This window comes from Pseudomonas sp. NS1(2017) (genome assembly GCF_002269425.1).
GTDB classification, from domain to species: domain Bacteria; phylum Pseudomonadota; class Gammaproteobacteria; order Pseudomonadales; family Pseudomonadaceae; genus Aquipseudomonas; species Aquipseudomonas reactans.
The window spans coordinates 2,513,700-2,526,278 of record NZ_CP022960.1 but is presented as its reverse complement, the minus strand read 5'-3'; the positions used below and the strand labels follow the sequence as shown (position 1 = coordinate 2,526,278).

General features: G+C 61.1%; 14 protein-coding genes. 10 read left to right on the top strand and 4 right to left on the bottom strand.

Annotation, left to right across the window (positions count from 1 at the left end):
* Nucleotides 1-22: 22 nt before the first annotated feature.
* From CI807_RS11955 to CI807_RS11920, 8 genes are all read left to right on the top strand, one after another.
* Nucleotides 23-655: a DUF1120 domain-containing protein gene (locus tag CI807_RS11955; RefSeq protein ID WP_177409574.1), complete on the top strand. Its 633-nt coding sequence runs from the start codon at nt 23-25 to the stop codon at nt 653-655.
* 24 nt (nt 656-679) lie between these two features.
* Nucleotides 680-1,303 (top strand): DUF1120 domain-containing protein, encoded by a 624-nt coding sequence (locus CI807_RS11950; RefSeq protein ID WP_095014794.1) that lies wholly within the window; start codon nt 680-682, stop codon nt 1,301-1,303.
* Nucleotides 1,304-1,370: 67 nt separating this feature from the next.
* Nucleotides 1,371-1,997, top strand: a complete 627-nt coding sequence (locus tag CI807_RS11945) for a DUF1120 domain-containing protein (RefSeq protein ID WP_095014793.1) — start codon at nt 1,371-1,373, stop codon at nt 1,995-1,997.
* Between the two features lie 31 nt (nt 1,998-2,028).
* Entirely contained in the window at nt 2,029-2,655 is a 627-nt protein-coding gene (locus CI807_RS11940) for a DUF1120 domain-containing protein (RefSeq protein ID WP_095014792.1), read from the top strand.
* 63 nt (nt 2,656-2,718) lie between these two features.
* Nucleotides 2,719-3,435, top strand: a complete 717-nt coding sequence (locus CI807_RS11935; RefSeq protein WP_095014791.1) for a fimbria/pilus chaperone family protein — start codon at nt 2,719-2,721, stop codon at nt 3,433-3,435.
* Nucleotides 3,436-3,578: 143 nt separating this feature from the next.
* Nucleotides 3,579-5,987, top strand: coding sequence for a fimbria/pilus outer membrane usher protein (locus tag CI807_RS11930; protein ID WP_095014790.1), 2,409 nt, complete (start codon nt 3,579-3,581; stop codon nt 5,985-5,987).
* Between the two features lie 10 nt (nt 5,988-5,997).
* Entirely contained in the window at nt 5,998-7,122 is a 1,125-nt protein-coding gene (locus CI807_RS11925) for a DUF1120 domain-containing protein (RefSeq protein WP_095014789.1), read from the top strand.
* A gap of 18 nt (nt 7,123-7,140) precedes the next feature.
* Nucleotides 7,141-7,782: a DUF1120 domain-containing protein gene (locus CI807_RS11920; RefSeq protein WP_095014788.1), complete on the top strand. Its 642-nt coding sequence runs from the start codon at nt 7,141-7,143 to the stop codon at nt 7,780-7,782.
* On the opposite strand, the gene CI807_RS11915 is transcribed toward CI807_RS11920, so the two are convergent.
* Together CI807_RS11915 and CI807_RS11910 are read right to left on the bottom strand one after the other, a co-directional pair.
* Nucleotides 7,779-9,032, bottom strand: coding sequence for a CynX/NimT family MFS transporter (locus tag CI807_RS11915; RefSeq protein WP_095014787.1), 1,254 nt, complete (start codon nt 9,030-9,032; stop codon nt 7,779-7,781). The two genes, CI807_RS11920 and CI807_RS11915, sit on opposite strands and share 4 nt — an antisense overlap.
* The gene (locus CI807_RS11910; protein WP_095014786.1) at nt 9,022-9,681 is read right to left on the bottom strand and encodes a FadR/GntR family transcriptional regulator; all 660 of its coding nucleotides are present in this window, start codon (nt 9,679-9,681) and stop codon (nt 9,022-9,024) included. Before CI807_RS11910 ends, CI807_RS11915 begins: the two co-directional genes overlap by 11 nt.
* A 159-nt stretch (nt 9,682-9,840) precedes the next feature.
* Here CI807_RS11910 and CI807_RS11905 point away from each other — a divergent pair, with 159 nt between their 5' ends.
* Nucleotides 9,841-10,152 (top strand): type II toxin-antitoxin system MqsR family toxin, encoded by a 312-nt coding sequence (locus tag CI807_RS11905; RefSeq protein ID WP_095014785.1) that lies wholly within the window; start codon nt 9,841-9,843, stop codon nt 10,150-10,152.
* A complete protein-coding gene (locus tag CI807_RS11900) occupies nt 10,149-10,637 on the top strand; it encodes a type II toxin-antitoxin system MqsA family antitoxin (RefSeq protein WP_095014784.1) in 489 nt (162 codons plus the stop codon). The genes CI807_RS11905 and CI807_RS11900 overlap by 4 nt, the downstream gene beginning before the upstream one ends.
* A 61-nt stretch (nt 10,638-10,698) precedes the next feature.
* Here CI807_RS11900 and CI807_RS11895 read toward each other — a convergent pair whose 3' ends face one another.
* Nucleotides 10,699-11,463, bottom strand: coding sequence for an amino acid ABC transporter ATP-binding protein (locus tag CI807_RS11895; protein WP_003171943.1), 765 nt, complete (start codon nt 11,461-11,463; stop codon nt 10,699-10,701).
* A gap of 11 nt (nt 11,464-11,474) precedes the next feature.
* Nucleotides 11,475-12,572 carry an amino acid ABC transporter permease gene (locus CI807_RS11890; protein WP_016978216.1) on the bottom strand — a complete coding sequence of 366 codons (1,098 nt, stop codon included), beginning with the start codon at nt 12,570-12,572 and terminating at the stop codon, nt 11,475-11,477.
* Nucleotides 12,573-12,579 lie beyond the last annotated feature (7 nt).

Below are 12,579 nucleotides of genomic sequence, written 5' to 3'. Positions count from 1 at the left end.
TGGAATTGTCTGGAATATGGAAATGAAAACGTCTCTCACCGCGCTCTGCGCTGCACTCTTGATTGCCAACTCCTTGCAAGCGCTCGCCGCCAGCAGTGTTGAACTGACTGTCAGCGGCACGATTGTGCCAAGCGCCTGTACGCCGTTGCTGTCGGCAGGCACGGTGGAGCACGGCAAGCTGTCGGCAAAAGACTTGAGCGTCGATCAAGTGACCAAGCTGACCGACGCAACCCTGCAACTTCAGGTCACCTGTGACGCGCCGACCCTGTTTGCTTTGCAGGGCGTGGATAACCGCGCAGGTTCCTCCAGCGATAATTCCGGGCAGAGCTACGGGCTCAACCTCATCAATGGCAACCAGAAGCTGGGCTTCTTTCACCTTCGCCTGCTCAACCCGGTGGCCGACAGCGTAGCCATCACGCCACTGGCATCGATGGACAACGGCAACACCTGGACCAACGCCACTGGCTCTACCTGGCCTCCCCAGCAATTTGCCGGCTTTGGCGACCAGAGCGGTGGTGCATGGGCGCCGATCCAGATCCAGGAATTGATCACCGAACTGCACGTCATGACCTACATCGCCCCCACCCGGGACTTGGACCTGAGCAATGAAGTGCCCATCGATGGCTCGGCGACCCTGGAAGTGAAGTATCTGTAACTCACCCGAAAAGGTATTTGCCCCATGAATCACTGCATCACAGCCCTGGCGGCGAGCCTGCTGATGGCCAACGCGACCACTGCCCTGGCGGCCAGCAATACCGACTTGAGTGTGACCGGCTTGATTACCCCCAATGCCTGCACACCAGGGTTGTCGGATGAGGGCAAAGTCGACCACGGCAAACTCACCAAGCGCGACCTGCACCCGGACCGGAATACGCTACTGCCGCGCAATACCTTGCAATTGGAAGTGCGGTGCGAAGGCGCAACCCTGTTTGCCTTGACCACGCTCGACAACCGCGAGGGCTCAGCGGTGATCCCTAACCATCACGGCCTGGGCAAGACAGCCAACAACGAAAACCTGGGCAGTGTGTCCATGGTGTTGAGCAACCCCGTGGCAGACCTGACGACGCCTGTGCGCACCATTGTGTCCCTGGATGGCGGCGCCAGCTGGTTTGTCGGCACACAGTTGAATCATCTCAGCCTGCTCGCGGTCGCCTCGGTGGACAACCCTACCCAGCCGATGGCGGTGACGAACTTCGATGCGGACATCACGCTCAACACCCGCATTGCTCGCGCCGACAGCCTGACCCTCACCGATGAAGTCCCCCTCGACGGGCACGTGACCGTCGAGTTGCGTTACCTGTAAGCCCTGCAAGTCCCGTAAGCCCCTGTAAACCCTGTATTCCTAGTCCAACAATGGAGCTTTACCCGCAATGAAAAAACTATTCTGCACCAGCATCGCTGGCCTGCTGATCGGCAACGCTTTGCCTGCGTTTGCTGCCTCTACCACTGACCTGACCGTCACGGGTTTGATTACACCTAGTGCGTGCACACCCAGCCTGTCCTCGGGTGGGCTTGTCGAATACGGAAAGGTCTCGGCAAAGGACCTGGATCCGATCAGAACGACGATATTGGCCGATGCGCGACTGGAAATGGAGATTCTCTGCGACGGCCTGACCGCCATGGCGTTCAAGCTCATCGACAATCAACAAGGCACCAGCATCAACCAATACAACTTAGGGTTGGGACTCACGTCCGCCCAAGAAAAAATCGGCATGGTCAGCATCAGATTCGAAAATCCCATGGCCGACAACGTAGCCGTGCATGTCAGTGAATCGGAAGACGGTGGTCAAACCTGGGCGCCCAACAATGGCCAGGCGTTCTACGCCCTATCACTGCATGCCCCGAGTAATCCGGCGGACATGACACAGCCCATTTCCAGCACGCGCTTCACCACCGGTTTGAAAATCAATGCCGTGATTGCCCGCGCCGATAGCTTGACTCTGACTGGAGAGGAAGCCTTTCGGGCCAACGGGACCATTGAAGTGAATTACCTGTAAATACCCCCCCAACCCTAAGCGGTCCCACACGATGACAAGATCTACCCATCTATGGGCGACAGTCTCGCTCGCCTTATACCTGACTCCGTCCATCGCCGGGTCCGTCGTGGACTTGGACGTCAAGGGGCTCATCACGCCCCGCGCCTGCACCGCATCGCTGTCGGACAACGGTCTGGTCGATTACCAGGAAATCATGGCGAAGACACTGCACCCCAGCCAATTTACCGTGCTGCCTGACAAGCAAATGGGCTTTAGCATTGTGTGTGACGCCAAGGTGTTGTTCGCGCTGGTGGGTATCGACAACAAATCGGAGTCGTCCCTGGAGCCGCAACGTTTATACGGGTTGGGCATGAACATTCACGCCCCCGGCGAGCGCCTGGGCAGGGTCAGCCTGTCGCTGCGCGGGCCAGTGGGCGATATGCAACCGATGCACACCCTGGTCTCGCCCGACAAGGGCGAGACCTGGATGCCCGAGCCTAACGTGTACCCAGGTCTCTACATGGGATTTGCCCGAATGGGCGAGACGCTGCCCACGCCCATCGCGCAACTGGTGGCGTCCCTGCGCGTAGACACCTCGATCAGCCCGGCCAACACCTTGACGCTCCAGGAGCGGGTGCCCCTCGACGGCTCGATCACGCTGGACCTGCTGTACCTCTGATAACGCGCGGCCCGTGCCCAGGCGATATACCGGGTACCGGGCGGCCAACTTGAGAAACCTGTCATGAACCCGATAATTTCCGCTTTGCGCAGGGGGTTGCTCCCCTGTTGTGCTGCCCTGGGGGTGCTCGGCGCAGCCACTGCATTCGCCGATGGCATGGTGCCAGACACCTCGGTGGTGATCGTCAACGAGGCCGACGGCGAGGCCAGCGTCTCAGTCACCAACACTGACAATAAACTGGCCCTGCTGCACGTGAGCCTTGAAAGCATTCCCGAGGACACCGACTCACTGTTGTTCGTAACGCCGCCGCTGACACGGGTCGAGCCGTCCAAGAGCCAACTGGTACGGTTCATTCTGCAAACCCAGGAACCGCTGAAAACCCAACGCCTCAGACGCGTGATCTTCGAGGGCATGCCCGAGCAGCGCGACCCCGCCCAGGCCGGGCGCGCGCAGGTGGGGGTGACCGTGCGGCAGAACCTGCCGGTCATTCTTCACCCCAAGGGGCTGGCCCCCAACCGCACACCGTGGCTGGGCTTGATCTGGACCTTGACCGCCGACCAACTCAGCGTCCGCAACCCGACGCCCTACGTGGTGCGCATGGCCCAAGAGCTGCAACTGGTTCCCGGTACCGGCACGGCAATGCTGCCGCGCACGTACGTACTACCGGGTGAAACGCTAACCGTCACCGCCAGCGGTTCAGGTGCCACTGCCGTACGTATACAACCTGCCACCGTGTATGGCTTTGCCGTGCCCGCCCACGAAGCGCCCATCACCCTGTGAAGCAACGGCGCCCAGGGATGCAATGGCGCTAATAATAACGAAGTGGCCACCGACCTAAGGCCACCGGGAAGGCGACCCGCCGCGATAGGGAAGCGCGCCGGGCACTTCCGTCCAGAGAAGAGTGCACTTGTGTGAACACAGTCATGAATTACCGTGACGGCAACGCCGTGCCCGGCGTTTCACCACGCCTGCCACTGTTGATGCTGGTCATCGGCCAGGGGCTGCTGACAACTCCGGCATGGGGCGCCTTTGACTCACAAACCCTGCTCCAGCGCGGGATCGACCCCGAACTCGCCCATTTGCTGATGGAGTCACCCCGCTTCAGCCAGGGTCGCCACGCGCTCAATCTAACGGTCAACGGCCAACGCCGAGGACGCGTCGATGTCAGTTTCGATCGGCAAGGCGCGCTGTGCTTCGACCCACCGCTATTGGACGCGGCACAACTAGTAGTCCCAGCGTCTGGCCCCGGCGAGGAAGACAGCTGCTACGACTTCCTCGAAGAATACCCACAGACGGTAGTCGAACCCGACACAGCCAGCCTAAGCCTGGCGCTGGTGGTACCCACCCAGGCCCTGCGCCCGGTCACCCAAGATATTTCCGGCTATCAAACCGGTGGTTTTGCCGCGCTGCTCAATTATGACCTCACCGGTCTCTACAACCACTACGGCGACGACACCAGCCGCTTCGGCTCGGCTAATACAGAAGTTGGTTTCAACGCCGGTGACTGGATCGTACGCAGCCGCCAAGTGCAGACCTGGCAGGACAGCACCTCCAGCACGACACACCTCGACGCCTATGCCCAGCGCACATTCGCCAGCCAGCAGGCAGTGTTGCAGGCCGGGCAGATCAACCTCTACAACCCTGTGCTTGCCGGTGCGCAGATCACGGGTGTGCAGGTGCTGACCGAAGAGGCGCTGCAAGACCAGAACCAGGGCGCGACCATCGACGGCATCGCCAATGGCCCGGCCCAGGTGGAGGTGAGGCAAAACGGCACGTTGATTCACTCCACCGTAGTGCCCGCCGGCCCGTTTACCTTGAGTAATGTGCCGCGCCTTAATGGGCGCTCCGACGTCGAGGTGACTGTCAAGGAAGCCACCGGCGAGGAACGCCGCTTCACCGTTCCCGCCGCCATGCTCGGTCTCGGCTTGCCGGCGCCAGGCTACTCGGTGGCGGCCGGACAGGTGCGCAGTATCGGCAACAGTGACGGTGCAGAACCCTGGGTAGTCAGCGCCGGCTACAGTGCCGCGCCGCACCCGCAAGTCAGCGTGGGCAGCGGGGTACTGGCGGCCGAGGAATACAAATCGGCGGGCGTGAGCCTTGGGTTGTTGCCATGGCCGGACAGCCAGGTGCAATTGGCCCTGGTGGCCTCCGATGCCACACGGCGCACCCAGGAGCGCGGGGTACAGACCGACCTGTCGTGGTCACAGAAATTGGCCGAGCGCTGGTCGTTGACGGCTGCCAATTCGTGGCGTACCCAGGGCTACCGCGACCTCACCGAGTCGACCTACACCACCGACACCCGCGAGCAGCAACGCGCGCGCTATCGTGACCAGCAAAGTGCAACCACTTCGTGGTCCCATCCGCAATTGGGCGCGTTCACGGCAGGGTTTTCCCGCTCGTCGTCATTCCAGGGCGACAGCAGCAGCCGTGGCCTGGCCGCCTGGGGGACGCAAGTCGGCGGGCTTTCGGTGTCGGCCACAGCCGAATGGCACATGGGCGGACGACGCTATAACGACGACAGCGTCTACCTGACCGTCAGTGTCCCGCTTGGCAGCAATCGCCGGGGTCGGGCGTGGGTGCGTAACTCCGGTGGCGAGCATCGCACGGGGCTTGGGCTTAACGAACAGATCAATGATCAATTGGCTTATCGGGTTGGTGTCGAACATGACACCCGCGACCGCGAAGTCGAATCATCCCTGGGCGTTTCGGCCTTGCCGTACTACAGCCAGCTGGACTTCAACTACACCCGCTCCGATGCCGAGCGTTCCAGCTATCAGGGCGGTGCGCGAGGCGCGGTGGTGCTGCACGGTGGCGGTGTGACGTTCTCGCCCTATCCCGTGCGCGACACCTTTGCCGTGCTGTCAGTGGGCGACATGGCCGGCATCAAGGTCAACACTCCCAGTGGCCCGGTATGGACCGACTGGCAAGGCCAGGCCGTAGCCTCCCAACTTAGCGCCTACGGACGCAGCCCGTTGGAAGTGCAAACCCGCTCGCTGCCGCGCAATGCCGATATCAACAATGGCCTGGCCGTAGTGACGGCCGGACGGGGTGCGGTGGACCGTGTCGAATTTGGTGTAGCCCTGACCCGGCGAGCCCTGCTGACCCTCGACAGGCCAGTGCCAAGAGGCTCGACGGTGACCACCGAAGACGGCGAATTCATCACCCTGGTCCAGGAAAACAACCAAGTGTTTCTGCCCGATGTCCTCGACACCCGCACGCTGTGGATCAAAGCCCCTGACCAACCCCGTTGCCATTTGCGCTTCGAGTTGCCCGCCAAGGCAGATCCCCACGTGTACTACGAAACGGCCCCAGCCCGCTGCCAGAACCCTTGAGGAAAAGCCTATGAAGCTTCACCACTGCCTCACCGCCCTGCTGCTCTGCGCCAGCACGGTACAGGCCCAGGACGAGTGCCGCCTGGACCTCAGCGAATCGCGCCTGGACTTCGGCCTGATGAACCGCGCCGTTGCACCGACCTTGGCAGCAGAACGACTGCTCGGCGAACGGCAACTGTCCCTGACGCTGAACTGCCCGCAACCTCAGGACATGAGCCTGTTCTACCGAGCATTGGCCTCCGGCACCGAGCGCCTGCGTTTCACGGATGGTGGCAGTTACCAACTGCAGGTGCATGACGGCGTGCTGGATGGCCGCGCTGTAGAGCTTGGCTTGCTGGCAGGCCAGGGCCAGGCGCCGAGCCTGGTCGGCGCAAATCTCAGTTGGCGGGCTGACCATGGCGTCGTACCGATGATCGATGGCCAACCCACCACGGGCCGCAGCTTTTCCGTACGCCTGCACGTCAGCGCCTGGGCCCGCGAAGAGGCTGTACGGGTGCGCGACGCCGTGACCTGGGAAACCTCAGGGCTGGTAGACGCCCCGGCCTCGGGACGCTCGCGAGAACTGAGCCTGCAGGCACGCTTCGCCCCGGCGGCGTGCACGCCCAGCCTCTCCAACAATGGCAGGGTAAATTTCGGCAAGTTGTCAGCCAGCGACCTGAACCACGACAAGGACACCGCCCTGGCGGAAAGAACGCTGACCTTCACGGCGACGTGCGACGGCCCGGCACGCTTTGCCCTGGTCATGCACGACAACCGCGATGGCTCCGCCACTGGTGGCCTTGATGAAACCGCCTACGGCTTGGGCCTGGATACACGCGGGCAAAAAATCGGCCGGTATTACCTGCTTGTCGACCCAACCCAGGCAACCGCCGATACCTTGCCCCAGCTGTATCGGACGGACTCCACCACCGGCGGCACGGCCTGGAGCAGCGCCAGCGCCAGCCCGCTTCCACTGGGTGCGCGCAGCTTGCTCGGCTTCACCAGCACAGCCGGCAGCACCGACGGCCCCAACGCCCTGCAAACCCTCAACGCACTACTAAACCTGAAGGCCGTTATCGCGCCACTCAACACCCTGGACCTGAGCAGTGAGGTTCGGCTCGACGGCTCGGCCACCCTGGAAATCATCTACTTCTAAGCGAAATCGGAGACCCCCATGATGTATCGATACCTGCCCCTCCTAGCTGTTTTTCTCAGCCCCCTGGCCAACGCGGCGTCTACGGTCGACCTGAGCGTCAAAGGCCTGATTACACCCGCCTCCTGCACACCGATCCTGTCGGGCAACGGCAGGGTCGAGTTCGGCAAAATTTCCCAGCAAGACCTCAACCTCACTACCGGCACGCGCCTGCCACGCAAGTCGTTGAACCTGACGCTCACCTGCAACGGCCCAGCGCACTATGCATTGCGCATGCGCGACAACCGCGACGGCACGGCCCACGTCAACAGCGAGATCTACTATGGACTGGGGCTCGATAACAGCGGCAACAAGATCGGCGTGTATTCGTTGAGCTTCGACCCCAAGCAGACCGCGGCCGATAGCTGGGCGCCGGTCTATGGCACTGAATCCACCACTGGCGGCCTCGCTTGGCGCATGGCCAACCTGAACCCCATCGATATCGGCGCTCGAAGCTTGCTTGGTTTTACCGATACGCAAGGCAGTACCGCCGGGCCGGCAGCGATCCAGAACCTCACCAGCACCCTGACCCTTGAAGTGGTGATCAACGCCAAGCAGAACCTGGACCTGAGCACCGACATCGTGATGGACGGTTCGGCAACCCTGGAGGTGCTGTATCTCTAGACTCTCTCGCTGCTGACGCCGACGTATTTCGCCCGCCCGGCACCGAGGCCCGCAACGATCGCACCCAGGCCGATCACGGCGAACACCCAGCCCGTGGCAGCCCAGCCGCCGGTCCAGTCGTGGATCAAACCCACCGCCAACGGACCGAGGGACGCCAGGGTATAACCGATGCCCTGGGCCATGCTCGACAGGTTGGCCGCCACGTGAGCGTCACGCGAGCGCAGCACGATCAAGGTCAGCGCCAGGCTGAAGGTACCACCCTGCCCCAGGCCCAGGAGGATTGCCCAGCCCCATAACCCGTCGATCGGGGCATACAGGCAACCGAACAGGCCGCCGAGGGTCAGCACCATCACCACCACGATGGCCAGTCGCTGGTCCTTGCCGCGCGTGGCCAACCATGGCGCCGTGAGGGCGCTGAGCAATTGCACGATGATCGAACCGGACAGCGCCAACCCGGCTTCGGTGGCGCTCAGGCCACGACTGATCAGGATCGACGGCACCCAGCCAAACACGATGTAGGCCAGGGACGACTGCAGGCCCATGTACAGCGTCACCTGCCAGGCCAACGGGTCACTCAAAAGGCCTTTCACGCGATAAGCGACGCGATGCGCACCGTGTTTCTGGCCGATTTGCGGCAGCCAGAACAACGCCGCCAGCAGTGCTGGCGCAATCCAGAAGCCCAGACCGATGTTCCAACTGTCACCAAAATAATGGCTGAGCGGCACTGTGGCCCCTGCCGCCAACGCTGCCCCCAGGCACAACGCCATGGTGTACACACCGGTCATGGTGCCGGCCTGCTTGGCGAAGTCACGCTTGACGATACCCGGCAGCAGCACGCCAATGATGCCGATGCTTGCACCCGCAATCAGGCTGCCGGCAAACAGCCCGACTTCACCGAGTGAGCTGCGCAGGAGGATGCCGGCGGCCAGTGTCAGCAGAATCCCCAGTACGACGCGCTCGGCGCCAAAGCGCCGGGCAAGTATCGGTGCCAGGGGGGCGAACAACCCCAGGCACAACACCGGCAAGGTGGTCAGCAGGCCAGCTTTGGCGGCGGACAGACCCAGGCTGGTCGACACGTCATTGAGCAACGGCGACAAGCTCGACAGCGCGGGGCGCAGGTTCAGTGCCACCAACACCAGCCCGAACAGCAACAGCCAGGGGCGGCTGACCACCGCAGGGGCGTGTTGCACCACCTCGTCGTCGGCTTCGGCGTCGATCAACAGTTCATCGAGTTTCGTTTCAGGGTTCATTGATCAACTGCCGGCAGAGGGATTTGGCGCGTTCCGGGTCTTGATGCTCCACGGCATCGAGCAACGCGATATGCAGGTCGAACACCGCTTGGCGACGTGGCGCGATGTTGAGGGTCTGGCGCAACTGGGCGCCGACAATGGCGGAGAAATACTGATACAGCTCACTCAGCGCCGGATTGTGCGCCGCATCCACCAAGTGTTTGTGGAACACCAGGTCGGCGCTGATATAGGCCTCCAGGTCGCCGTGGTAAAGCGCGGCACTGGCGTCGAGGGCTTCACGCAGTTTTTTCAGGTCTTCGTCGGTGCGGCGCAAGGCTGCCAGGCTGATCGCCTCCACCTCCAGGATCTGCCGCGTTTCCTGCGCCTGCTCCAGCGTGCAATGGGACAACGCCCGCATCGTGCCCAGTGGGTCGGTCATCGAACGCAAGTAGCTGCCGTCGCCCTGGCGGATCTCGATCAAACCGGAAAACGCCAACACACGCATGGCTTCGCGCACGGTATTGCGGCTGATGCCCAGTTCTGCGGACAACTCCGGCTCGGTGGGCAGGCGCTCGCCAATGGCCCACACACCTTGGCTGATGCGCAGGCGCATTTGCTCCAGGGCCTGGTCCACCAGGGAGCGTTTGATCAGGGGGGCGATGTCTGTCATGGGATTTATACTTTCGTCCAATCATAGGATGAATTTTCCTACAGCCTATTCGGAGTTGCCTACAAAGGCAACGCACTAGGGTTCTTAGGCAGGAAAAGGAGCAGTATTTTCGATTGGTAAAATTACCCTCTGAGGGTAATTATTGGATTCAGGTGTCTTATGGAAAAGTACACACCTCACTACAACTTGGCTTTGGTGAAAAAAGAGGTCGTTCGGTTGGGTTATACGGCATTCACCGCCACCGCCCGGCAAGATGCCCGAAAAATGGAGCTGAGCCCTGGCCAGATGCAACACGTGGTCTGCGCCCTTGAGCACCGAATGTTGTACAGATCAATGACGACCTATGCAGACCATCGGGTATGGCAGGACGTCTACCTGATCAAGATTTACGGCACGGAGATTTACATCAAGGTCACTTACCGCCCAGGCGGTGGTCCTCCCGTAATCTCCTTCAAGGAGAAAACCCTATGAGAACCCAGCAATGCATGAGCTGCGGAACCCATGACGCAATGCAGCATTTCGAAGGTCGCACCTTCACGATCAACACACGGGGAATGATCCGGGATATTCCTGACATCGCAGGCTGGGAATGCGAGGTCTGCCATGAAGTCGAATTCGATCACGACGACGACAGTGCAGAGCGTTACTGCAAGGCCTCAGATTTGCTGTTGATCGACGCGCGTAAAATCATCGCCGCCGAGATGAAGCGAATCCGCCGCAAGCTGCATTTGACCCAAAAAGACGCCGTGAGGCTCTTCACCGTCCGCGGGCACAATGCATTCTCTCGCTACGAACGGGCTGAGATTTTTCCGCCGGAACCGTTGCTCACATTGATGCGCCTACTGGATAAACACCCCCACTTGCTGGCAGAGGTAGAGACCCTCAATGTCGGTGAAGACTTGAACAGATTGCTCATCGCAAAAGATGCGCAACCGCTCGCAGCACAGGTCTCCTGACAAAAACCAGCAGGCAAAAATAAACCCGGCACAGGGCCGGGTTTATTCATTCATCCATCGATCAATGCAAAATCTGGCTCAAGAACAACTTGGTCCGATCATTCTGTGGGTTGTCGAAGAAGTCATTCGGCGCCGCCTGTTCCACGATCTCGCCCTTGTCCATGAAGATCACACGGTTGGCCACGGTGCGCGCAAAGCCCATTTCGTGGGTTACGCACAACATGGTCATGCCGTCTTCGGCCAGGCCGATCATGGTGTCGAGTACTTCCTTCACCATTTCTGGATCGAGTGCCGAGGTTGGTTCGTCGAACAGCATTATTTTCGGCTTCATGCACAAGGCACGGGCAATCGCCACACGCTGTTGCTGACCACCGGACAGTTGCCCCGGAAACTTGTGGGCCTGCTCCGGAATGCGCACGCGCTCAAGGTAATGCATGGCAATTTCCTCGGCCTTGCGCTTGGGCATCTTGCGCACCCACATCGGCGCCAGCGTGCAGTTCTGCAGGATGGTCAGGTGCGGGAACAGGTTGAAGTGCTGGAACACCATGCCGACTTCACGGCGGATCGCTTCGATCTGCTTGAGGTCATTGGTCAGCTCCACGCCATCCACCACGATACGGCCCTGCTGGTGTTCTTCCAGGCGGTTGAGGCAGCGGATGGTGGTGGACTTGCCCGAACCCGACGGGCCACACAGCACGATTCGCTCGCCCTGCTTGACGTTGAGGTTGATGTCTTTCAACACGTGGAACTGGCCGTACCACTTGTTGACGCCCTGCATCTGGATAATGCCTTCAGGGCTCACAGGCTGTTTGATCGCTTCGCTCATAACAACAACTCCTAACGCTTGTGGCCTGTGTCGAGCTTGTGTTCCAAATGAATGGAATAGCGCGACATACCAAAACAGAAAATCCAGAACACCAGGGCCGCGAACACATAGCCTTCGGTGGCCATGCCCAACCATTTAGGGTCGGCGGCGGCTTGCTTGACGCTGTTGAGCAGGTCGAACAAGCCGATGATGATCACAAGGCTGGTGTCCTTGAACAGCGCGATAAACGTGTTGACGATGCCGGGGATCACCATCTTCAAGGCTTGCGGCAGGATCACCAGGCCCATCGAACGCCAGTAGCCCAGGCCCATCGCAGCAGCGGCTTCGTACTGGCCCTTGGGAATCGCCTGCAAGCCACCGCGCACCACTTCAGCCACATAGGCCGACTGGAACAGGATCACGCCGATCAACGCCCGCAGCAGTTTGTCGATGCCCATGCCTTCGGGCAGGAACAACGGCAGCATCACCGAGGACATGAACAGCACGGTGATCAACGGCACGCCGCGCCAGAATTCGATGAAGGTCACGCAGACCACTCGAATCGCCGGCATGTTCGAGCGCCGCCCCAGCGCCAGCATGATGCCCAGCGGCAAGGCGCCGGCGATGCCGACGGTGGCGATCACCAGGGTCAGCATCAGGCCGCCCCATTGGCTGGTTGCCACATTGGTCAGGCCAAAGGCCCCGCCGTGCAGCAGGAAGAACGCGATGATCGGGTACAGCACCAGGAAGCTCAGGCCGTAGACCGCCTTGCGCTGGAAGCGCGAGATGAACAACGGCGCCACGCCAACGATGGCCAGCCATACGGTGAGGTCCACGCGCCAGCGCAGGTCGCCGGGGTAGTAGCCGTACATGAACTGCCCGAAGCGCTGTTGGATAAACACCCAGCAGGCGCCTTCCTTGGTGCAATCGGCGCGCGTGGTGCCGACCCAGTTGGCGTCGATGATCGCCCAGCTCAGGATCGGCGGTACCACCAGGTAGATCAGGTAGAACGCCAACAGCGTCAGCAGGGTATTGAGCCAGCTGGAAAACAGGTTGGCGCGCATCCAGGCCATCGGCCCGAACACTTTGTTCGGCGGCGGCATATCCGGTTTGAAAGTATGTGAACTCATGGGCGTT